Annotated in this window: 20 protein-coding genes; 3 read left to right on the forward strand and 17 right to left on the reverse strand. The window is 58.5% G+C overall.

Features of this window, described 5'->3' with window-relative positions; genetic code table 11:
- Positions 1-700: 700 nt before the first annotated feature.
- From ACYAR8_RS24810 to ACYAR8_RS24840, 7 genes are all read right to left on the reverse strand, one after another.
- The gene (locus ACYAR8_RS24810) at positions 701-1,591 is read right to left on the reverse strand and encodes an ABC transporter permease subunit (RefSeq protein ID WP_074889765.1); all 891 of its coding nucleotides are present in this window, start codon (positions 1,589-1,591) and stop codon (positions 701-703) included.
- Positions 1,588-2,508 carry an ABC transporter permease subunit gene (locus ACYAR8_RS24815; protein ID WP_074889768.1) on the reverse strand — a complete coding sequence of 307 codons (921 nt, stop codon included), beginning with the start codon at positions 2,506-2,508 and terminating at the stop codon, positions 1,588-1,590. The genes ACYAR8_RS24810 and ACYAR8_RS24815 overlap by 4 nt, the downstream gene beginning before the upstream one ends.
- Positions 2,505-3,647 (reverse strand): polyamine ABC transporter ATP-binding protein, encoded by a 1,143-nt coding sequence (gene potA, locus ACYAR8_RS24820; protein ID WP_074889771.1) that lies wholly within the window; start codon positions 3,645-3,647, stop codon positions 2,505-2,507. Before potA ends, ACYAR8_RS24815 begins: the two co-directional genes overlap by 4 nt.
- A gap of 56 nt (positions 3,648-3,703) precedes the next feature.
- Positions 3,704-4,798, reverse strand: coding sequence for a polyamine ABC transporter substrate-binding protein (locus ACYAR8_RS24825; RefSeq protein ID WP_463581351.1), 1,095 nt, complete (start codon positions 4,796-4,798; stop codon positions 3,704-3,706).
- 278 nt (positions 4,799-5,076) lie between these two features.
- On the reverse strand, positions 5,077-6,174 hold the full coding sequence (locus ACYAR8_RS24830; RefSeq protein ID WP_108122768.1) for a polyamine ABC transporter substrate-binding protein: 1,098 nt from the start codon (positions 6,172-6,174) through the stop codon (positions 5,077-5,079).
- A 72-nt stretch (positions 6,175-6,246) separates the two neighbouring features.
- On the reverse strand, positions 6,247-7,611 hold the full coding sequence (locus ACYAR8_RS24835; RefSeq protein WP_463581352.1) for an aspartate aminotransferase family protein: 1,365 nt from the start codon (positions 7,609-7,611) through the stop codon (positions 6,247-6,249).
- 81 nt (positions 7,612-7,692) lie between these two features.
- Positions 7,693-9,051, reverse strand: coding sequence for a glutamine synthetase family protein (locus ACYAR8_RS24840; RefSeq protein ID WP_037016227.1), 1,359 nt, complete (start codon positions 9,049-9,051; stop codon positions 7,693-7,695).
- Positions 9,052-9,742: 691 nt separating this feature from the next.
- Here ACYAR8_RS24840 and ACYAR8_RS24845 point away from each other — a divergent pair.
- Positions 9,743-11,119 (forward strand): glutamine synthetase family protein, encoded by a 1,377-nt coding sequence (locus ACYAR8_RS24845; RefSeq protein WP_065987362.1) that lies wholly within the window; start codon positions 9,743-9,745, stop codon positions 11,117-11,119.
- Between the two features lie 157 nt (positions 11,120-11,276).
- Positions 11,277-11,915, forward strand: a complete 639-nt coding sequence (locus ACYAR8_RS24850) for a TetR/AcrR family transcriptional regulator (RefSeq protein ID WP_463581353.1) — start codon at positions 11,277-11,279, stop codon at positions 11,913-11,915.
- A 347-nt stretch (positions 11,916-12,262) separates the two neighbouring features.
- On the opposite strand, the gene ACYAR8_RS24855 is transcribed toward ACYAR8_RS24850, so the two are convergent.
- The 7 genes from ACYAR8_RS24855 to ACYAR8_RS24885 all read right to left on the reverse strand — a co-directional run bounded on the left by ACYAR8_RS24855 (position 12,263) and on the right by ACYAR8_RS24885 (position 19,123).
- Positions 12,263-12,478, reverse strand: coding sequence for a TOBE domain-containing protein (locus ACYAR8_RS24855; protein WP_037016233.1), 216 nt, complete (start codon positions 12,476-12,478; stop codon positions 12,263-12,265).
- Positions 12,479-12,529: 51 nt separating this feature from the next.
- A complete protein-coding gene (ssuB, locus tag ACYAR8_RS24860) occupies positions 12,530-13,339 on the reverse strand; it encodes an aliphatic sulfonates ABC transporter ATP-binding protein (protein WP_463581354.1) in 810 nt (269 codons plus the stop codon).
- A complete protein-coding gene (gene ssuC / locus ACYAR8_RS24865) occupies positions 13,336-14,124 on the reverse strand; it encodes an aliphatic sulfonate ABC transporter permease SsuC (RefSeq protein WP_108122760.1) in 789 nt (262 codons plus the stop codon). The genes ssuB and ssuC overlap by 4 nt, the downstream gene beginning before the upstream one ends.
- A 26-nt stretch (positions 14,125-14,150) precedes the next feature.
- Positions 14,151-15,116, reverse strand: coding sequence for a sulfonate ABC transporter substrate-binding protein (locus ACYAR8_RS24870; protein ID WP_463581355.1), 966 nt, complete (start codon positions 15,114-15,116; stop codon positions 14,151-14,153).
- Between the two features lie 399 nt (positions 15,117-15,515).
- On the reverse strand, positions 15,516-16,154 hold the full coding sequence (locus ACYAR8_RS24875) for a peroxiredoxin (RefSeq protein WP_463581356.1): 639 nt from the start codon (positions 16,152-16,154) through the stop codon (positions 15,516-15,518).
- Positions 16,155-16,296: 142 nt separating this feature from the next.
- Positions 16,297-17,664 (reverse strand): OprD family porin, encoded by a 1,368-nt coding sequence (locus tag ACYAR8_RS24880; RefSeq protein ID WP_463581357.1) that lies wholly within the window; start codon positions 17,662-17,664, stop codon positions 16,297-16,299.
- Between the two features lie 1,018 nt (positions 17,665-18,682).
- The gene (locus tag ACYAR8_RS24885) at positions 18,683-19,123 is read right to left on the reverse strand and encodes a hypothetical protein (protein WP_463581358.1); all 441 of its coding nucleotides are present in this window, start codon (positions 19,121-19,123) and stop codon (positions 18,683-18,685) included.
- Here ACYAR8_RS24885 and ACYAR8_RS24890 point away from each other — a divergent pair.
- Entirely contained in the window at positions 19,122-19,577 is a 456-nt protein-coding gene (locus ACYAR8_RS24890; protein WP_037016260.1) for a tRNA (cytidine(34)-2'-O)-methyltransferase, read from the forward strand. The two genes, ACYAR8_RS24885 and ACYAR8_RS24890, sit on opposite strands and share 2 nt — an antisense overlap.
- 76 nt (positions 19,578-19,653) lie before the next feature.
- Here the strand turns inward: ACYAR8_RS24890 and secB are convergent, their stop codons facing one another.
- The 3 genes from secB to ACYAR8_RS24905 all read right to left on the reverse strand — a co-directional run bounded on the left by secB (position 19,654) and on the right by ACYAR8_RS24905 (position 20,894).
- Positions 19,654-20,148, reverse strand: a complete 495-nt coding sequence (gene secB, locus ACYAR8_RS24895) for a protein-export chaperone SecB (protein WP_074889799.1) — start codon at positions 20,146-20,148, stop codon at positions 19,654-19,656.
- A gap of 76 nt (positions 20,149-20,224) precedes the next feature.
- Positions 20,225-20,479 (reverse strand): glutaredoxin 3, encoded by a 255-nt coding sequence (grxC, locus tag ACYAR8_RS24900; protein ID WP_074889802.1) that lies wholly within the window; start codon positions 20,477-20,479, stop codon positions 20,225-20,227.
- A gap of 1 nt (position 20,480) precedes the next feature.
- Complete coding sequence (locus ACYAR8_RS24905; protein WP_065987378.1) at positions 20,481-20,894, reverse strand: rhodanese-like domain-containing protein; 414 nt, start codon at positions 20,892-20,894, stop codon at positions 20,481-20,483.
- Between the last annotated feature and the right edge of the window lie 9 nt (positions 20,895-20,903).

Consider the following 20,903-nt stretch of genomic DNA (forward strand, 5'->3'; position numbering starts at 1 on the left):
AACTCGACTGTGGGACCGGCTTTAGCCGGGAAGGCGTCAGGGGTACACCGCAGCATCTACAGCGCACTCACCGGCCTCTTCCCGGCTAAAGCCGGTCCCACTAACAGCATCGCGTGCATTCAGTGGGATTTGGCTGGAACGCCAACTTGTGGGACCGGCTTTAGCCGGGAAGGCGTAGTGCGTTACGCCGGGGATCTACAGCGCACACACAGGCCCTTCCCGGCTAAAGCCGGTCCCACTAACAGCATCGCGTGCATGCAGTGGGATTTGGCTGGAACGCCAACTTGTGGGACCGGCTTTAGCCGGGAAGGCGTCAGGCGTTACACCGCAGCATCTACAGCGTACTCACCGGCCTCTTCCCGGCTGAAGCCGGTCCCACTAACAGCATCGCGTGCATGCAGTGAGACTGGCTGGAGTCCCACTAAAAGCATCGCGTGCATTCAGTGGGATTTGGCTGGAACGCCAACTTGTGGGACCGGCTTTAGCCGGGAAGGCGTTGGACGTTACGCCGCAGATCTATAGCGTACTCACCGGCCTCTTCCCGGCTGAAGCCGGTCCCACTAAAAGCATCGCGTGCATCCCGTGAGACTGGCTGGAGTCCCACTAACAGCATCGCGTGCATGCAGTGAGACTGGCTGGAGTCCCACTAAAAGCATCGCGTGCATTCAGTGGGAACATCTCACTGGAGCAGTGATCGGGATTAAACCGACTCGACCGCCTTCGCACGGCGGATGTCCGGCTGTTTCCAGCCGTCTGCCGCAGCTTCTTCGATGGCTTGCTGGATCGCGCGTTTGCGGTTGTTTTCCGCGCGTCGGCTAAAGAACCAGACCAGGAAGGTCGCGATCGACACGGCCAGCAGAATCAAACTGGCAATCGCGTTGATCTCCGGCTTTACGCCCAGGCGCACCGCCGAGAACACTTCCATCGGCAGGGTCGTCGAGCCCGGGCCGGAGACGAAGCTCGCCAGTACCAAGTCGTCCAGCGACAGGGCGAAGGACATCATCGCCCCCGCCGCCAGCGATGGCGCGATCATCGGGATGGTGATCAAAAAGAACACCTTCCACGGCCGTGCGCCAAGGTCCATTGCCGCTTCTTCGATGGACATGTCCAGCTCACGGAGACGCGCCGACACCACCACCGCCACATACGCCGCACAGAACGTCGTGTGAGCGATCCAGATGGTGACAACGCCGCGCTCCTCGGGCCAGCCGAGCAACTGCGCCATCGCCACGAACAGCAGCAACAGCGACAGACCGGTGATCACTTCGGGCATCACCAAAGGCGCCGTGACCAGACCGCCAAAGAACGTCTTGCCCTTGAAGCGGGTGATGCGTGTCAGCACGAAGGCCGCCATGGTGCCCAGCGCCACCGCCGCAACGGAGGTGTACAGCGCGATTTCCAGCGAGCGCATGACCGCGCTCATCAGTTGGGTGTTGTCGAGTAGCCCGACGTACCACTTCACCGACCAGCCACCCCAGACCGTCACCAGCTTGGAGGCGTTGAACGAGTAGATCACCAGAATGACCATGGGCGCGTAGATGAAGATCAGGCCCAGTACCAACATCAGGTTCGAGAATCGGAAGCCTCTCATGCCTTGCCCTCCAGTTCTTTGGCCTGACTGCGGTTGAACAGAATGATCGGCACGATGAGTATCAACAGCATCACCACCGCCAGCGCCGACGCTACCGGCCAGTCACGGTTGTTGAAGAATTCCTGCCAGAGCACTTTACCGATCATCAGCGTCTCGGGGCCGCCCAGCAATTCAGGGATGACGAATTCGCCCACCACCGGAATGAACACCAACATGCAGCCCGCGATGATGCCGTTCTTGGACAGCGGCACAGTGATTTTCCAGAAGCTGTTGAAGGTGCTCGAACCCAGGTCCGATGCGGCTTCCAGCAGGCTTTGGTCGTGCTTCACCAGATTCGCGTACAGCGGCAGGATCATGAACGGCAGATACGAATAGACCACGCCGATGTACACCGCGAGGTTGGTGTTGAGGATCTGCAACGGCTCGCTGATCACGCCCAGCCACATCAGAAAGGCGTTGAGCAGACCATTGTTGCTGAGGATGCCCATCCACGCGTAGACGCGGATCAGGATCGCGGTCCAGGTCGGCATCATGATCAACAGCAGCAACACCGTCTGTATTTCTTTGCGGGCGATGGAGATGCCGTACGCCATCGGATACCCGATAAGCAGACACAGCACGGTGCTGATGAACGCCATCTTCAACGAACCCAGGTACGCCGAGATATACAGGTCGTCACTGGTCAGCAGCGCGTAGTTGGCGAAGTTGAGCACGATGTCGAGCTTCTGCTCGACGTAGGTAAAGATCTCGGTGTACGGCGGAATCGCTACATCGGCTTCGGCGAAACTGATCTTGATAACGATCAGAAACGGCAGCGCGAAAAACAGGAACAGCCACAGGAACGGCACGCCGATAACGGCTTGGCGCCCGGTGGGTTTTATTCGATTGAAAGCCCGTTTTATTTTTCGGATTTTCATGAGCGCAATACCACGCCACTGTCGTCTTCCCACCAGACGAAGACTTCGTCGTCCCAGGTCGGTCGCGTGCCCTGACGCTCGGCGTTGGCGACAAACGACTGCACCAGCTTGCCCGACGGTAGCTTCACGTAGAACACCGAGTGACCGCCCAGGTAGGCGATGTCATGAACCTTGCCCCGGGACCAGTTGTGTTCGAACGACGGCTGCTCGGTGGTCACCAGCAGCTTTTCGGGACGCAGCGCGTAGGTAATGCGCTTGTCTTCCACTGACGTGGTGACGCCGTGGCCGACGTAGATTTTGCGTTCAAGTTCAGGACTGCTGATCAGCGCGTGGCCTTCCATGTCTTCGATGACTTCACCGTCGAACAGGTTGACGTTGCCGATGAACTCGCACACCAGGCGACTGGTGGGTGTTTCATAAATATCGATCGGGCTGCCGATCTGGGCGATCCAGCCCAGGTGCATGATCGCGATGCGCTCGGCCATGGTCATGGCCTCTTCCTGGTCGTGGGTCACCATCACGCAGGTCACGCCGACGCGCTCGATGATTTCCACCAATTCCAGTTGCATCTGCGAACGCAGTTTTTTGTCCAGTGCGCCCATTGGCTCGTCGAGCAGCAGAAGCTTCGGCTTTTTCGCCAGTGAGCGAGCCAGTGCCACGCGCTGACGCTGGCCGCCGGACAACTGATGCGGCTTGCGCTTGGCGTACTGGGTCATCTGCACCAGCTTTAGCATCTCGGCCACGCGGGCCTCGACTTCGGCCTTGGGCAGCTTGTCCTGCTTGAGGCCGAAGGCGATGTTGTCCGCCACGGTCATATGCGGAAACAGCGCGTAGGACTGGAACATCATGTTGATCGGACGTTCGTACGGCGGCATGTCGGTGATGTCGACGCCGTCGAGGTAAATGCGGCCTTCGGTCGGGCGTTCAAAGCCGGCAAGCATGCGCAGCAGGGTAGATTTCCCCGAGCCGGAGCCGCCAAGCAGGGCGAAGATTTCACCCTTGTTGATCTGCAGAGACACGTCGTCCACAGCAATCGTCTCATCGAACTTTTTCGTGACCCGATCGATTTTGACCAGCACCTGTTTCGGTTGCTGACCACCCTCAAGGGATTTCTTGTAGGCGCCGGAGGCAACTGCCATGGGTGAAACTCCCAACTGTTTTTGCGCCCGGCCAATGGGGCCGGGCGCCAAGGTCTTTATTTACCGGTTTTGATCTTCGTCCAGCTGCGCGTCATGACGCGCTGGATCTTGGGCGGCAGCTCGGAGTTGACGTACAGGCGCGCCTGTATCTCCTTCGAAGGATAAACCGCCCCGTCGTTACGAATGGCCTGATCCATCAACGCGCCTGAAGCCGGGTTCGGGTTGGCGTAACCCACCTGGTCACTGACCTTGGCGATCACGTCGGGCTTGAGGATGTAGTTGATGAACGCGTGAGCGGCCTTCACGTCCGGCGCATCCGAAGGGATGGCGAGCATGTCGAACCACAGGTTGCCGCCCTCTTTCGGAATCGAGTAAGCAATCTTGACGCCCTTGCCCGCCTCTGCGGCACGGGCCTTGGCCTGGAAGACGTCACCGGAGAAACCAGCAGCGATGCAGATGTCGCCGTTGGCCAGGTCAGTGATGTATTTGGACGAGTTGAAATAGGTCACGTACGGGCGGACCTTGAGCAGCTTGGCCTCGGCGGCCTTGTAGTCTTTCTCGTCGGTGCTGTTCGGATTCAGCCCCATGTAGTTGAGGACGGCGGGCAGCATCTCGTCAGCGGAGTCGAGGAACGCGACGCCACACTTTTGCAGCTTCTTGATGTTCTCGGGCTCGAACAGCGTGGCCCAGGAATCGATGGTGTCGACGCCCAGCACTTCCTTGATCTTGTCGACGTTGTAGCCGATGCCGTTGGTGCCCCACAGATACGGCACGGCGTACTGGTTGCCCGGGTCGTTCTTTTCCAGGCGCTTGAGCAGTTCGGGATCAAGGTTGGAGTAGTTGGGCAGCTGGGATTTGTCGAGCTTCTGAAACGCTCCGGCCTTGATCTGTTTGCCGAGGAAGTGATTGGACGGCACGACCACGTCATACCCGGTGTGGCCGGCCAGCAGCTTGCCTTCCAGGGTTTCGTTGGAGTCGAAAACGTCGTACTTGGTTTTGATCCCGGTGGCGGACGTGAAGTCCTCCAGCGTTGTGGTGCCGATGTAATCGGACCAGTTATAAATGCGAACGGTGGAATCCGCGTAGGCACCGGCAGCGAGCGTAAGCCCGGCCCCGAGTAGCAAGCCTTTTGAAAATAAAGAAATAGACACGTGTGCAGTCCTTTTTTAGTAGGTGGGCCTGTTGCCCGTACCGATGACAGTGACGACTGCCTGTGACACATCCGGCGCGCAACTTACCTTCGATAAACCCTTCTCGCAAAAAAACTTTTTGTGACGCGGGTGGCATGACGGCTGACGCAAAACCTGTAGGAGTGAGCTTGCTCGCGATGAGGGGGTGTCAGCGGACATCAACGTCGTATGCACTGCCGTCATCGCGAGCAAGCTCACTCCCACAGTTTGGGTGGGGCATTTGCCCCACCCGGTCAGGCTTATTTACCCGATTTGATGTTGGTCCAGCTGCGGGTCATCAAACGCTGAGTCGCCGCAGGCAAGTCGGCGATCGCGTACAACTTGGCCAGAACGTCGGCTGGTGGGTAAACGCCCGGGTCAGACGTGATGTCCTTGTCGACGAACTCGGTGGCCGCCTTGTTGCCGTTCGGGAAGTGAACGGAGTTGGTGATTTCGGCCATCACCTTCGGTTGCAGGATGAAGTTCATGAACTTGTAAGCGCCTTCGACGTTTTCGGCATCTTTCGGGATGGCGACCATGTCGTAGAAGCTGCCTGCACCTTCTTTCGGAATGTTGTAGCTGACTTTGACCTTCCCGCCCGCTTCTTCAGCGCGCGCCTTGGCCTGGTAGATGTCACCCGAGTACCCCACGGCTACGCAGATGTTGCCGTTGGCCAGGTCCGAGATGTATTTGGACGAGTGGAAGTAAGTGATCGAAGGACGAATCTTCTTGAACAGATCCTCGGCCTTCTGGATGTCTTCCTTCTTCTGGCTGTCGGTCGGCAGGCCCAGGTAATGCAGCGCCACTGGCAGCATTTCGGTTGGCGAGTCGAGGAAGCTGATACCGCAGCCTTTCAGCTTGGCGGCGTTCTCAGGCTTGAACAGCAGGTCCCACGAGTTGACCGGTGCATCAGCGCCCAAAGCAGCTTTGACCTTTTCAGCGTTGTAGCCGATACCGATCGAGCCCCACATGTACGGGAATGCGTGCTTGTTATCCGGGTCGCTGATCGACACGGCCTTCAACAGCGCAGGGTCGAGGTTTTTGTAATTTGGCAGCTTGGACTTGTCCAGCTCCTGATAGACGCCGGCCTTGATCTGCTTGGCCAGGAAGTTGTTCGACGGAACAACAATGTCGTAACCCGATTTACCGGCCAGCAGCTTGGCTTCCAGGGTCTCGTTGCTGTCGAACACGTCGTACACCACTTTGATGCCCGACTCTTTTTCGAAGTCGGCGATGGTGTTCGGTGCGATGTAATCGGACCAGTTATAGACGTGCAGGACTTTGTCATCGGCGTGTGCAGCGGCGGCCACTGCGCCCATTAGGGACAAGGCCAGGAGGGTTTTGCCAAATTTCTTCATTCGTACGGCTCCAGTGTTTTTATGTAAGCGGCGTCTAGACGGCGGATAGTCTGGCAATTTCCCGGTAAAAATTCAGCCCTGCAATGACTCAAACGTCAGGTCCAGGCACTTGCGCGCCTTTTCGATCAGCTCATCGATCTCGGCGAAGGTAATGACCAGCGGCGGCGAGATGATCATGGTGTCGCCCACGGCCCGCATGATCAGGCCATTGTTGAAGCAAAAAGTGCGGCAAATCATGCCTGCGCCTTTGCCGGCATAACGCTGCCGAGTGGCCTTGTCTTTCACCAGTTCGATGGCGCCCAGCATGCCGACGCCCCGCACTTCACCCACCAGCGGGTGATCGCTCAGCTCGCGCAGACGCTTTTGCAAATAGGGTGCCGTTTCAGACTTGACCCGTTCGACGATCTTTTCTTCACTCAGAATGCGAATGTTCTCCAGCCCCACTGCTGCTGCCACCGGGTGACCCGAGTAGGTGAAGCCGTGGTTGAAGTCGCCGCCGTCGTTCAGCACCTTGACCACTTCGTCGCGCACGATGACGCCACCCATGGGGATGTAGCCGGAGGTCAGGCCCTTGGCAATGGTCATCAGGTCAGGTTTGAGGTCGTAGAAGTCACTGCCGAACCATTCGCCGGTGCGACCAAAGCCACAGATCACTTCATCGGCCACGAAGAGGATGTCGTATTTGGCGAGGATCTCTTTGATCTTCGGCCAGTAGGTGTCGGGCGGAACGATAACGCCGCCGGCCCCCTGAATCGGCTCGGCGATGAACGCGCCGACATTGTCCACGCCCAGTTCGAGAATCCTCTTCTCCAGCTGTTCGGCCGCCCAGACGCCGAACTCGTCGGGGGTCATGTCGCCGCCTTCACCAAACCAGTAAGGCTGCGGAATGTGCACGATGCCCGGAATCGGCAAGTCGCCCTGCTCGTGCATGTAGGTCATGCCGCCCAGGCTCGCGCCGGCGACGGTCGAACCGTGGTAACCGTTGACGCGGCTGATGATGACTTTCTTGCTTGGCTGGCCCTTGATCGCCCAGTAGTGGCGAACCAGGCGCAGCACCGTGTCGTTGCCTTCGGAGCCTGAACCGGTGAAGAACACGTGGTTCATGCCCTCGGGGGCAATGTCGGAAATGGCCTTGGCCAGTTGCAGTGCCGGCGGGTGAGCGGTCTGGAAGAACAGGTTGTAGTAAGGCAGCTCGCGCATCTGCTTGCTGGCGGCATCGGCCAGTTCATCGCGACCGTACCCGATAGCAACACACCAGAGCCCGGCCATGCCGTCGAGGATCTTGTTGCCTTCGCTGTCCCAGAGGTAAACGCCCTTGGCCTTGGTGATGATGCGCGGGCCTTTCTCTTTCAGCTGCTTGAAGTCGCTGAACGGCGCCAGGTGATGATCACTGCTGAGGGCTTGCCATTCGCGGGTTTGCGGGTTGTTGGAACTCATGAATCACTCCATTTTGGTATCGCGTGTGGGGCGCCGTCGATCCGCTCGGGATTCATTCGGATCCAGCGACGCCCCGTGACGTCAGACGGCAAAGAGCAGGAATTCCCGCTCCCACGAACTGATCACACGCTTGAAGTTTTCGTGCTCGGCGCGCTTGACCGCGACGTAGCCGGTGATGAATTTCTTGCCGAGGTACTTTTCGACCGTCTTGCTGTTTTCCATGCGCTCCAGCGCGTCTTCGATGGTCAACGGCAAGCGCAGGTTACGACGCTCGTAACCACGGCCGACCACAGGGGCGCTGGGGTTCAGGCCCTCGACCATGCCGATGAAACCGCACAACAGGCTGGCGGCGATGGCCAGATACGGATTGGCATCGGCACCGGGCAGACGGTTTTCCACACGGCGGTTCTGCGGGCCGGCGTCGGGAACGCGCAGGCCAACGGTGCGGTTTTCTTCGCCCCACTCAACGTTCACCGGCGCGGAGGTGTCCGGCAGGAAGCGGCGGAACGAGTTGACGTTGGGCGCAAACAGCGGCAACAGCTCGGGGATCAGCTTTTGCAGACCGCCGATGTGTTGCAGAAACAGCTGACTCATCGTGCCATCTTCATTGGAGAAGATGTTCTTGCCCGTCTCGATGTCGATGATGCTCTGGTGCAGGTGCATGGCGCTGCCGGGCTCGCCGGTCATGGGCTTGGCCATGAAAGTCGCTGCCACATCGTGCTTGAGGGCGGCTTCGCGCATGGTGCGCTTGAACACCAGAATCTGGTCCGCCAGAGACAATGCGTCGCCGTGACGGAAGTTAATCTCCATCTGCGCGGTGCCGTCTTCGTGAATCAGCGTGTCCAGGTCGAGGTTTTGCAGTTCGCACCAGTCGTAGACGTCTTCGAAGAGCGGGTCGAATTCGTTGGCGGCTTCGATGGAGAACGACTGACGACCCGTTTCCGGACGACCCGAGCGCCCAACCGGCGGCTGCAGCGGGTAGTCGGGGTCGTCGCTTCGCTTGGTCAGGTAGAACTCCATCTCCGGCGCCACAATGGGCTGCCAGCCCTGGTCAGCATAGAGCTTGAGGACTTTCTTGAGGACGTTGCGCGGGGACAGCTCGATCGGATTGCCTTGCTTGTCGTAGGTGTCGTGAATCACCTGCGCAGTCGGCTCTATGGCCCAGGGCACCAGAAACACCGCGCTCTGGTCAGGACGGCAGAACATGTCGATGTCTGCAGGGTCCAGCAATTCGTAGTAGATGTCGTCTTCGACGTAATCGCCCGTCACGGTCTGGAGCAGTACGCTTTCCGGCAAGCGCATGCCCTTTTCAGCAATGAACTTGTTGGTCGGTGAAATCTTGCCCCGTGTGATACCGGTGAGGTCGGCGATCATGCATTCGACTTCGGTAATCCTGTGTTCTTTCAACCAATCGGTGAGCTGGTCGAGGTTGGTACTCATAAATACCTCAGGGTTTTAATTCCTGGTCGCCGTCATGGCGGTCAGGCGTTCTTTGAAGCGCTGGCGGTGCTGCTGGTTTTCAGCAGGCATCGTCTAAGTTACCGGCCCCTTCCCGGCTGAAGCCGGTCCTGCAATCGCCCACTGCCTGGAAGACTCAAAGATAGTCGTGCCTGTGCAAAACGCGCGGCCGCGGATGCCGCAGAGAGCTAGGGCCGGGTTAGTCAGCCGAAGCAAAAGGCGCGCCCGGTGGAATGGGTGCGTGGATAAAGAGTAAGGTGTCGAGGTGCCACGCAGACGCATTCGCAATGCCCGGCGAGCCTGCCGGACCGCTACACTGAAAGCGTGTGATGTGAAAAACAGGCGCCCGAATGGCTGAGTGCAGGCGGTAAGGCCGATCAGCGGAAGGCGAAGCATGGGACCCCCGGTATTATTGCTGTTATGGGTTGCAATCGAGCTTAGCGTTGTTCATTTTTTTCCACAACACACCCGTAAAAAATAAAAAACGCCCTGCTCAAGCCCGCAGTTTCCATGACGCTCAGCGCACAAAACCTGCCCTAAAGTGCGGCGAAAGTGGCGTCCCGGCGCCCTTTTAGGGCAAATCAGGGCTCCCTTGACTTCGTCTGGCCTTTCGGATTGACTGAAACCCGTAATGCTCGATGATTGATATTTTCAACAACAAAGGTGTTGCATCATGTCGGTACCCCCGCGTGCCGTTCAGCTCAACGAAGCGAACGCGTTCCTTAAGGAACATCCTGAGGTTCTATACGTTGACCTTCTGATTGCAGATATGAATGGAGTGGTGCGCGGCAAGCGCATCGAACGCACCAGCCTTCATAAGGTTTACGAGAAAGGCATCAACCTCCCAGCTTCCCTATTCGCACTGGATATCAACGGCTCGACGGTGGAAAGCACCGGTCTGGGTCTGGACATCGGTGACGCTGACCGAATCTGCTATCCAATCCCCGACACTCTCTGCAATGAGCCCTGGCAGAAGCGTCCTACCGCACAACTCCTGATGACCATGCACGAACTGGAAGGCACGCCCTTCTTCGCGGATCCGCGCGAAGTGCTGCGCCAGGTTGTCAGCAAGTTCGACGAGATGGGCCTGACCATCTGCGCTGCATTCGAGCTTGAGTTCTACCTGATCGATCAGGAAAACGTGAACGGCCGTCCGCAACCGCCGCGCTCGCCGATCTCCGGCAAACGTCCACACTCGACGCAGGTTTACCTGATCGATGACCTGGACGAGTACGTCGACTGCCTCCAGGACATTCTGGAAGGTGCAAAAGAGCAAGGCATTCCGGCCGACGCAATCGTCAAGGAAAGTGCTCCGGCGCAGTTCGAAGTGAACCTGCACCATACCGCCGACGCGCTGAAAGCCTGTGATTACGCAGTACTGCTCAAGCGCCTGATCAAGAACATCGCCTACGACCATGAGATGGACACCACCTTCATGGCCAAGCCTTATCCAGGCCAGGCGGGTAACGGTCTGCACGTGCACATTTCGATCCTTGATCGTGATGGCAAAAACATCTTCACCAGCGAGGATCCCGAGCAGAACGCCGCATTGCGTCATGCGATCGGCGGTGTGCTCGAGACCCTACCCGCGCAGATGGCGTTCCTGTGCCCGAACGTCAATTCATACCGCAGGTTTGGTGCCCAGTTCTACGTTCCGAACTCGCCGTGCTGGGGTCTGGATAACCGGACCGTGGCCGTGCGCGTACCTACCGGAACGGCCGACTCGGTACGCATCGAACACCGGGTTGCCGGTGCGGATGCCAACCCGTATCTGCTGATGGCTTCGGTGCTGGCAGGCATTCACCATGGCCTGACCAATCAGATCGAGCCCGGTCCGCCCGTAGAAGGCAACTCCTACGAGCAGAACGAGCAGAGCTTGCCGAACAACCTGCGTGATGCACTGCGCGAGCTGGACGACAGCGAAGTCATGGCCAAGTACATCGATCCGAAGTACATCGATATCTTCGTTGCGTGCAAGGAAAGTGAGCTGGAGGAGTTCGAGCACTCCATCTCCGACCTTGAGTACAACTGGTATCTGCATACGGTTTGATGGCTGCACGGTCAAGAAAACGCCACCTTTTCGAGAGAATCGGTGGCGTTTTTCATTCATGAGCTGCGCGGACATCCTGTGGGACCGGCCTCAGCCGGGAAGGCAATCTCCCGGCTGCCACTGTAGAATGCCGGCGGCCCCGACCGAGAGAGAACTGATGACCCGCCTCGCCCCACCCCGCAAACCTCGTGCACGCAGTCAGGCGCGGATCGACTCGATCCTTGATGCCGCACGTGCGCTGCTGGCCTCGGACGGCGTGGGGAGCCTTTCCATCTACAGCGTCGCCGAACGGGCCGAGATCCCGCCCTCTTCCGTGTATCACTTCTTCGCCAGCGTGCCGGCGCTGCTCGAAGCGCTCACGGCCGATGTCCACGAAGCGTTTCGCGAAAGCCTGCAGCAGCCCATCGATCATGATCAGTTGAACCAGTGGCGTGACCTTTCCTACGTGGTGGAATCGCGCATGCTCGCGATTTACAGCGACGACGCCGCCGCACGGCAGTTGATCCTCGCACAGCACGGCCTGACCGAAGTCACGCAGGCGGATCGTCAGCATGACATTGAGCTGGGCAACCTCATGCATGAGTTGTTCGCCCGGCATTTTCAACTGCCGACGTTGCCCGATGATGTTGAGGTGTTTGCCCTGGCGCTGGAACTTGCGGATCGGGTGTACGCGCGCTCGGTGCAACTGCACAACGCGATCACCCCGCGCATGGCCGAGGAAGGACTGCGGGTGTTTGATGCGTACCTGGGGCTGTACCTGCCACCGTATTTGCCGAAGCGCTCACAAAACCCGTAGCCCCCGGCAGATTTCAGTCTAGTTAAACAACGCAACGGCTGTGGATTAACTGGCTCCGTAGGCGCCAACGATTGCGTGCGTGGCCGAGATCCACTGTAGGAGTGAGCTTGCTCGCGATTGCGGTGGGTCTGTCGACATCTTCGTCTCAAAGCCACCGCGTTCGCCAGCAAGCCGGCTCCTACGAATTCCTGTGTGCGCCGACGATTGCGTGCGTGGCCAAGATCCACTGTAGGAGCGCGCTTGCCCGCGAATGCGGTGGGTCAGCTAAATATCCAGTCACTGACACCCCACATTCGCGGGCAAGCGCGCTCCTAAACGCAGGGACGTCGCTTGCGATCCAGCATCGATCACAACTTGGCGATCGACACCTCGGTGGATTTCACGAACGCGATCACTTCGCTGCCGACTACCAGCTCCAGCTCTTTCACCGAGCGGGTGGTGATGACAGAGGTAACGACACCCGACGCGGTCTGCACGTCGATCTCGGACAGCACGTCGCCGGTGACGATTTCCTTGATGGTGCCTTTGAACTGGTTACGCACGTTGATGGCTTTGATAGTCATGGTAAGGCTTCCTTTGTGAGATCAGTTCCGAGGGCAAGATTGCCTCTGGAGTTAGTTGGCCCAACGCAGTTGCGTGGGCAGCGGTGAAGTCGGTTCGGGGTCGGGCGGGTTGCCTGGCAGCGACAACACGCGGTTGAGCACTTCGGTTTCCAGCGCGGCCAGTGAGTAGGAGCCGCGCGCCCTCGGACGGGCCAGATCAACCTGCAAATCAAGACCGATGCGGCCCTCTTCGATCAGCAAGACCCGGTCGGCAATGGCGACGGCTTCGCTGACGTCGTGGGTGACCAGCAAGACGGTGAAGCCGTGCTTCTTCCACAGGTTTTCGATCAACTGCTGCATCTCGATTCGGGTCAGAGCATCCAGCGCGCCAAGGGGCTCGTCGAGCAGCAACAAGCGCGGCTGGTGAATCAGCGCACGGGCCAGCGCCACGCGTTGTTTTTGCCCCCCTGATAACGCCGCCGGCCATTCGTTGGCACGCTCGGCCAAACCCACGGCCTCCAGCGCTTCCAGCGCTTTGCCACGCCAGTCGCCGCTGAGGCCAAGGCCGACGTTGTCGATAATCTTTTTCCAGGGCAGCAAGCGCGCCTCCTGGAACATCAGTCGGGTGTCTTCCCGCGCATCCGCCAGCGAGCCGTTACCGGCGAGCAGTTGGCCGCTCGACGGTTGATCAAGCCCCGCCAGCAGGCGCAGCAAGGTGCTCTTGCCGCAGCCGCTTCTGCCCACGACCGCCACGAACTGACCGGCCGGGATGTGCAGATCGATGTCTTTCAAGACTTCCCGCGGGCCGAAGGTCTTCTTCAGCTTGCGGACCTGCAAGGGAATTCCGCGCAACAGGTTCGCCGGTTGTTGGAGATTGCTCATTGCGCGCCACCTTTAGCCACTTGATACGCCGGGTGCCAACGCAGGCAGACCCGTTCCAGACCACGCGCCGCGAGGTCTGCCAGTTTGCCGAGTACGGCGTAGAGGACGATCGCCAGTACCACCACGTCGGTCTGCAGAAACTCCCGGGCATTCATCGCCAGATACCCGATGCCGGAGTTGGCCGAGATGGTTTCCGCGACGATCAGGGTCAGCCACATGAAGCCCAGCGCGAACCGCACGCCGACCAAAATCGAAGGCATTGCGCCCGGCAGAATCACGTGGCGGAACAGTCCAAAGCCGCTCAAACCGTAGCTACGGGACATCTCCACCAGCGCCGGGTCGATATTGCGAATACCGTGGTACGTGTTCAGGTAAATCGGGAACAGCGTGCCCAGCGCCACCAGAAATATCTTCGCGGTCTCGTCGATGCCGAACCACAGGATGACCAGCGGAATCAGCGCTAGGTGGGGCACGTTGCGGATCATCTGCACCGAGCTGTCGAGCAGCCTTTCGCCCCATTTCGACAGCCCGGTAATGAAGCCGAGCGCCAGACCGATCGCGCCGCCGATGGCAAAGCCAATCCCTGCACGCCAGCCACTGATCGCCAGATGGGTCCAGATTTCGCCGCTGCGCACCAGCGTGACGCCGGCCTCGATCACAGCGCTCGGCGCCGGCAGAATGCGGGTCGACAACCAGCCCGCGCTGACCGCCAGCTGCCAGATCGCCAGCAACAGCGCCGGTAGCAACCAAGGCGCCAGTCTGTGGGTGACTCTTTCCACGCTCATGGAGTTGTCTCCTTCCAATGCCGGGCTTACTGCGCTTTCGCGACAGCAGCGGGTGGCGTCCAGATCACATCAGCAATGCGCAACGGTTTAGGGATCAGCTTGAGCTGGTAGAAGGTGTCGGCGATTTTCTGTTGCGCCGCGACCGTCTCGGGTGTGATGAACACGGCACCGTAACCCTGACGCTTCACCGCCGTGCGGGTGATGTCTTCCGGCAGGCCGAGCAGCGGCGCGACCTGCTTGGTGACCTCCTCTGGGTTGGCCTTGGACCATTCGCCAACGGCGCGCACTTCCTCAACCAGGGTCTGGATCACCTTGGGATGCTGCTGCGCATAGGGTTTGGTCGCCAGGTAGAACTGGTTGTTGTCGACAATGCCTTTGCCGTCGCGCAGGGTCTTGGCCTGAAGTTGCTGCTCGGCGGCGGCCTGGTAAGGATCCCAGATCACCCAGGCATCGACGCTACCGCGTTCGAAGGCTGCACGGGCATCGGCGGGCGGCAGGAAAACGGTCTGGATATCGGTGTACTTCAAGCCGGCTTCTTCCAAGGCGCGCACCAACAGGTAGTGCACGTTGGAGCCTTTGTTGAGGACGACTTTCTTGCCTTTGAGGTCTTTGACCGAAGTGATCGGCGAATCCTTGGGCACCAGGATCGCTTCGCTGGTGGGCGCTGGCGGTTCGGCGGCGACATACAGCAGATCAGCGCCGGCAGCCTGTGCAAACACGGGCGGGGTTTCGCCGGTTACGCCGAAGTCGATCGAGCCCACGTTCAGGCCTTCAAGCAGCTGCGGGCCACCGGGAAACTCGGTCCACTGGACCTGCACGCCTTGATCGGCGAGTTTTTTCTCGAGCGAGCCTTTGGCCTTGAGTAGCACCAGCGTGCCGTATTTCTGATAACCGATGCGCAAGGTGTCGGCCTGCGCCTGAGCAAGGACGCCGAAAGAAACCGCCGCAGCAAACAGAGCGACCAGGCCTCGACGCAAAATAACGGTGCCCATGGCACGCTCCTTTGGTGTGTAGCTAAGAGGTGGCACCTGCTCGTCCGATGGCGGACCAGTAAGGCAGAAAGGGATTCATGGCCGGCGATCTCGCCAGGACGAAAAGACCATAACAGGGGATGGTTATTCTCTAAAATCATATTTATTCATTTGGTTAGCACCAAAAAGAATATAAACGCCGCCGTTATCCGACGCCCTACCCTGTGGGAGCGCGCTTGCCCGCGAATGCATCATTTCAGACGATGCTCATGTCACAGGAAGACCGCAATCGCGGGCAAGCGCGCTCCTACAGGTGAGAGCATTACGCGGCTTCTTGAACTTGAACGCAGTTGATCGAACACAGAGCTCATAAAAAAGGGCCGATAAATCGGCCCTAATGTCGTGGTTGAAGCGTGTGTGTCAGCGGTTCGGCTGTGGCGTCAGACGCAGGTAAGGTGTAACGGCTGTATAGCCTTTGGGAAAGCGCTCTTTGATCTCTGCTTCGTCCTTGATCGACGGCACGATGACAACGTCTTCGCCGTCCTTCCAATTCGCCGGCGTGGCGACTTTGAAGTTGTCGGTCAGCTGCAGCGAATCAATCACACGCAGTATCTCGTGGAAGTTGCGCCCGGTGCTGGCCGGGTAGGTGATGGTCAGGCGGATCTTCTTGTTCGGGTCGATCACGAACAGCGAACGCACCGTCAGGGTTTCGCTGGCATTGGGGTGGATCAGGTCGTAAAGCTCGGAGACCTTGCGATCCTCGTCCGCCAGGATCGGGAAGTTCACGATGGTGTTCTGCGTTGTGTTGATGTCGCCGATCCACTTGGTGTGGGATTCGGCCGAGTCAACGGACAGGGCAATCGCCTTGACGTTGCGCTTGTCGAATTCGTCTTTCAGTTTTGCGGTGAAGCCCAGCTCGGTGGTGCAGACGGGGGTGAAGTCAGCGGGGTGCGAAAACAATACCGCCCATTTGCCGTCCAGCCACTCGTGAAACCTGATCGGTCCTTCGCTGGAGTTCTGTTCGAAGTCGGGTGCGATGTCGCCGAGTTTAAGGCCCATTTAGTCGTGCTCCTTGGATAATGAGTTATCAATCACTGTGCATCCCGGCATCTGAAAACAAAAGGAACGATTCGTGCTGAATGGCAGGGTTTCAGGCATAAAAAAGCCCCGCCTAAGCGGGGCTCTTTTCAACACATCACGCTTATTTGAAGGCGTAGGTGTAGTTGAGGACCAGACGGGTCTGGTCAATGTCTTGCTGGCTGGCGTACAGATCGGAGTCAGAACGCAGGCTGGCACGACGCAGGGTCACCCCAAAGCCTTTCATGAAGCCGTCCTGGAACACGTAGTCGATACGCATGTCACGTTCCCACTCCGAACCACGTCCCAGCGAAGCGTTCTGCAGGCGGATCTGGTCGCCTTTCAGGTACGCAACGGCTGCTTTCAAGCCTGGAACGCCCAAGCGTGCGAAGTCGTACGAGTACTGACCGAACTTGGTCTTCTCACCGGTGCGGGTGAAGTTGGTGATCATGCTGTCGGTGAACAGGTAAACGCTGTTACCGCCTTCGCCTTCGTTGCGGCCGCGGCTATCAACGACGCTACCGTTGTTGATGATCGGCATGGCGCCGTCGTCACTGACAGACTGGTAGCCCAACAGGAATGCGTTGCCACCCAGGGTGTAGGTGAACATTGCGGTCCAGGTGTTGTTGTCGACTTCACCGTTGTCGCTGTAGCCGTTGTTGTTGAACTTGTAACCGGTGTTGGCGGTTTGGCCGTTCTTGCCATCGGAGGTGCTGTGGAAGTAGCGCAGGTCAGTCTTGAACGACTGATCTTCAGCGATCGGCAGGACATGTACCAGGCCGAGGAACTGTTGCTTGTAATAATCTTCCAGGTTGGCGTAGTAGTACTGAACAGTCAGGTCTTTGGTGACCTTGTAATCGCCGCCAGCGAACTGGAAGTTATTGGAGCCTTTGGTACCACCACCCAGAGACAGGTCATCGTAGTTGGTGGACGCACGACCGGCAGCCTTGGTCAATTTACCAGCGGTCAGCGTCAGACCGTCGATTTCCTTGGAAGTGACGATGCCACCCTCGAAGGTTTGCGGCAGCAGACGACCATCGTTCGATACCAGGATCGGCAGGTTAGGCTGCAGCGCGTTACCGACTTTCAGCTCGGTCTTGGACAGTTTGACCTTAGCGTTTGCACCGGCACGCGCCCAGTCAGCCACCGGCGTACCGTCGGTAGATGTCGGGGAAACGGTGTTCGCAGTGCTGCCGTTAGGGTTGCGGTTATCGATACCACCGCTCAGGTTGATGCCGTACATGCCTTGAACGTCAAGACCGAAACCAACGGTGCCCGGGGTGTAGCCCGAGATGAAGTTGAACAGGAAACCCTGGGTGGTCTGACGCTGATCCTGCGCTTTACCGGTAGCCGGGTTCTCACGTGGATCTTGCTCGAAATACAAAGTACGGGAACTAAGTGTCGCTTTGCTGTCATCCAGGAAACCAGCTGCACCAGCCTGAGTAGCCAAGACACCTGCGCATACGGCCAAGGCCAGGGTGGACTTCTTCATTGTGTATCGCTCCTCATGAATCTAATTTTTGTAGTTCCCGGGCCCGAGCCTAAGGCTCAAAACCGAGGATGCGCGATTAGCGCCGGACCTGACTCGGTGAGTCAATGGCCCCAAGACTAATTGACTAGACCGCGTTACAACTGGCTGCGAGGTAAGGTAAATCCTTTAAACCCAAAACGACTTTTGAGACCTGCCTTTATGCCAGGCAGTTATATGTCACAAGCCGTTTCAGCCGTCCGTTGCGGAGTGTATCGGCCCTAATCCGTAATTCCCAAATCATATTTCAGTGCCGTTCGTCAGATCGGTACGTTTGGAGCCGTCGTACAACTGGAACTTGACCGGCAAGTCACGGTCTGCGTGCGAAACCGGTTGAGAAATACGGTTATAAGCTACTGAAATCAATGATTTTTCGGCTTGGGTAGTCGGGAATATTGCAGTTGTCACCCTGCAGTCCGTCTGTTTTTTGCAAACGTCCCGAAAAATGTCTTCCGCGCTCGAATCGAACCTCACATTCGCCGCTTTCCACCTGCCGCCCTCCAGATCTGCCCGCAGGGCAGCCTACGATTCGGCAAGATCATCTCTGAGCGGGCGTCGCGATCGTATTTACAAATTGTGACGTTTCGATGAAACGCCAGCGGGGAACACGCTCTTTCGATGGAGCCACTGCGTGGGCGGTTGCGTATGCGAACCACGCCAGTCAACTACCCATGGTCAATGATTTAAGGTGCGCTTACGGAGGCCACCCTTCCTGCGTGCATCACTTTGGTCACTTAAGTGCGGAAAATGCGCGAATAGCGTGCAAAAACGCTCACCAAACGTCCAACTCCGAAAGCCGATTCGAACCTAAGCTCCACGCAGGCACTGAAAAAACAGAGTCTACAAGGCCCTAAACCGGACACCTGCAGGACATTACGAATATTCCTACAGAGTTTTCTCAAAACTGGCACGCACGCTGCAATGGGTTATACATCACCAGTTTTGGGGACCTTGGTACAGGCAGGCCGGGGATTCCCCTCTTTTATTCCTCTCGGAGACTGACCTCCAGTCTCCAGCGCCCGTCCTGGGTTGCACCGCGCCAGTCGCCGTGCAGAGGACGGGCCGCCAGCAGGTTCAGCAACAACCCCTTATCACTTCGTTGCACCCTCCAGCGCACGTCTTTGCCGTTGAGCTTCAGTTCGCCTTTCTGCGACTGGCCCTGGGCGTTAAACAGCAACGCCACCGCGCCGTCGATGTGTTCGCCATGGAGCTGCGGTTCGCGGTTGAACCACACGGCAACGCCGTTCGGCAGCGCTTCAATGGTTTGCAACTGGATGGGGTCCGGGGTCGTCACGCGGCCGATCATCAGCCCTACCATCACACCGACGATCGCCACCGACCCCAGAAACTTGGGCCACAGCTTCGGCCTGGGGTCTTCTTCAGGGGTAGAATGCATCCCGTCCTTTCGTTCGGAGCCGTGCATGTTTCACGTGATCCTTTTTCAACCAGAAATTCCGCCGAATACCGGCAACATCATCAGACTCTGCGCCAACAGCGGCTGCAGCCTGCATTTGATCGAGCCGCTGGGCTTCGAGCTGGATGACAAGCGCCTGCGTCGAGCCGGCCTTGATTACCACGAATACGCCACGCTGCATCGTCACGCCGACCTGCCGAGCTGCCTTGAAAGCATTGGCCACCCGCGGCTGTTTGCTTTTACCACAAAGGGCTCGCGGGTTTTCCACGATGCGCAATTCGAAGAAGGTGATGCCTTCCTCTTCGGCCCGGAAAGCCGGGGCCTGCCGCCGGAGGTTCTGGATCCGCTGTCGAGCGACCAACGCCTGCGCCTGCCGATGCGCGAAGGCTGCCGCAGTCTGAACCTGTCGAATACTGTGGCGGTTGCCGTGTATGAAGGCTGGCGGCAGTTGGGGTTCAAGTAGCAGCCCCGGCCCGTACCTCATACGCCGCCCACAAAAAAGCGCCCATACAGGCGCTTTTTTATTGCAGCGACAACGCTTACTGGACGGTAGGCGTTGGCATTTCGCCGCTTTCCTGCATGCGTTGCAGTTCTTGCGCGTACAGGGCGTCGAAGTTCACCGGGGCCAGCATCAGCGCAGGGAACGAACCACGGACAACCAGGCTGTCGATGGTTTCGCGAGCGTACGGGAAGAGGATGTTCGGGCAGAACGCGCCGAGGGTGTGGCTCATCGAGCTGGCATCCAGGCCCTTGATCAGGAAGATACCGGCTTGCTGGACTTCAGCGATGAAGGCGATTTCGTCGCCGTTCTTCACTTCAACGGACAGGGTCAGCACGACTTCGTAGAAGTCATTTTCCAGCTGCTTCTGGCGGGTGTTCAGGTCCAGGCTGACGCTCGGGGTCCATTCCTGACGGAAGATCGCCGGGCTTTTTGGCGCTTCGAACGACAAGTCGCGAACATAGATGCGTTGCAGGGAAAACTGCGGTGCTTCTTCTTCGTTGGAAATGGCGCCGTTATTCGGTTGATCAGTCATCTCAAATCCTTGCATTGAGGTCTTGTAGGCTTCCGGGCTGTGCAACAAACCATTGCTTCCACATCCCGGCTCGAATTCAGGCGCTCAGCAGCTTATCCAGCTTGCCGGCGCGCTCCAGGGCGAACAGGTCATCGCAACCGCCAACATGGATCGAGCCGATCCAGATCTGCGGAACCGAGGTACGCCCGGCTTTCTTGGTCATTTCAGCGCGAACCTGTGGCTTGCCGTCGACCTTGATCTCTTGGAAGCCAACGCCCTTGCCCGCCAGCAGCGACTTCGCGCGGGAGCAATAAGGGCAGTAATCGCTGGAGTAGACGACGACGTCTGTCATGTCACTTCACCAACGGCAGATTGTCGCCGCGCCATGATGAAACACCACCGGACAGCTTGGCGGCGTTGAAGCCCGCTTTCAACAGTTCACGAGCGGTATGGCCGGCGTGCTGGCCAGCGGCGTCGACGATGATCAGGGTCTTAGGCTTGAACTTCTCCAGTTCCGCTGTGCGGGTCAGGATTTTGTCCTGGGGGAAATTCACGGCGCCGACGATGTGGCCGGCAGTGAAGTCTTTCTTGGCACGAACGTCGATGACAACGGCTTCATCGCGGTTGACCATCGCGGTCAATTCGCCGGTGCTCAGGCTGCGGCCACCTTTGCTAAGCTCCGTTGCGATCAGCAGGCCCAGCAGGATGACGAAAGCACCCGTCAGCAAATAGTGATTCGTGGCAAATTCAATCAGGTGAGCAACCATCATCAGGTT

This window comes from Pseudomonas sp. HP_01 (assembly GCF_055284355.1).

What these genes read in the sequence shown, in the direction of transcription:
- ACYAR8_RS24810 (WP_074889765.1), bottom strand. Translation starts at nt 1,591, where the DNA reads ATGAGAGGCTTCCGATTCTCGAACCTGATGTTGGTACTGGGCCTGATC.
- ACYAR8_RS24815 (WP_074889768.1), bottom strand. Translation starts at nt 2,508, where the DNA reads ATGAAAATCCGAAAAATAAAACGGGCTTTCAATCGAATAAAACCCACC.
- potA (WP_074889771.1), bottom strand. Translation starts at nt 3,647, where the DNA reads ATGGCAGTTGCCTCCGGCGCCTACAAGAAATCCCTTGAGGGTGGTCAG.
- ACYAR8_RS24830 (WP_108122768.1), bottom strand. Translation starts at nt 6,174, where the DNA reads ATGAAGAAATTTGGCAAAACCCTCCTGGCCTTGTCCCTAATGGGCGCA.
- ACYAR8_RS24835 (WP_463581352.1), bottom strand. Translation starts at nt 7,611, where the DNA reads ATGAGTTCCAACAACCCGCAAACCCGCGAATGGCAAGCCCTCAGCAGT.
- ACYAR8_RS24840 (WP_037016227.1), bottom strand. Translation starts at nt 9,051, where the DNA reads ATGAGTACCAACCTCGACCAGCTCACCGATTGGTTGAAAGAACACAGG.
- ACYAR8_RS24845 (WP_065987362.1), top strand. Translation starts at nt 9,743, where the DNA reads ATGTCGGTACCCCCGCGTGCCGTTCAGCTCAACGAAGCGAACGCGTTC.
- ACYAR8_RS24850 (WP_463581353.1), top strand. Translation starts at nt 11,277, where the DNA reads ATGACCCGCCTCGCCCCACCCCGCAAACCTCGTGCACGCAGTCAGGCG.
- ACYAR8_RS24855 (WP_037016233.1), bottom strand. Translation starts at nt 12,478, where the DNA reads ATGACTATCAAAGCCATCAACGTGCGTAACCAGTTCAAAGGCACCATC.
- ssuB (WP_463581354.1), bottom strand. Translation starts at nt 13,339, where the DNA reads ATGAGCAATCTCCAACAACCGGCGAACCTGTTGCGCGGAATTCCCTTG.
- ssuC (WP_108122760.1), bottom strand. Translation starts at nt 14,124, where the DNA reads ATGAGCGTGGAAAGAGTCACCCACAGACTGGCGCCTTGGTTGCTACCG.
- ACYAR8_RS24870 (WP_463581355.1), bottom strand. Translation starts at nt 15,116, where the DNA reads ATGGGCACCGTTATTTTGCGTCGAGGCCTGGTCGCTCTGTTTGCTGCG.
- ACYAR8_RS24875 (WP_463581356.1), bottom strand. Translation starts at nt 16,154, where the DNA reads ATGGGCCTTAAACTCGGCGACATCGCACCCGACTTCGAACAGAACTCC.
- ACYAR8_RS24880 (WP_463581357.1), bottom strand. Translation starts at nt 17,664, where the DNA reads ATGAAGAAGTCCACCCTGGCCTTGGCCGTATGCGCAGGTGTCTTGGCT.
- ACYAR8_RS24890 (WP_037016260.1), top strand. Translation starts at nt 19,122, where the DNA reads ATGTTTCACGTGATCCTTTTTCAACCAGAAATTCCGCCGAATACCGGC.
- ACYAR8_RS24885 (WP_463581358.1), bottom strand. Translation starts at nt 19,123, where the DNA reads ATGCACGGCTCCGAACGAAAGGACGGGATGCATTCTACCCCTGAAGAA.
- secB (WP_074889799.1), bottom strand. Translation starts at nt 20,148, where the DNA reads ATGACTGATCAACCGAATAACGGCGCCATTTCCAACGAAGAAGAAGCA.
- grxC (WP_074889802.1), bottom strand. Translation starts at nt 20,479, where the DNA reads ATGACAGACGTCGTCGTCTACTCCAGCGATTACTGCCCTTATTGCTCC.
- ACYAR8_RS24905 (WP_065987378.1), bottom strand. Translation starts at nt 20,894, where the DNA reads ATGGTTGCTCACCTGATTGAATTTGCCACGAATCACTATTTGCTGACG.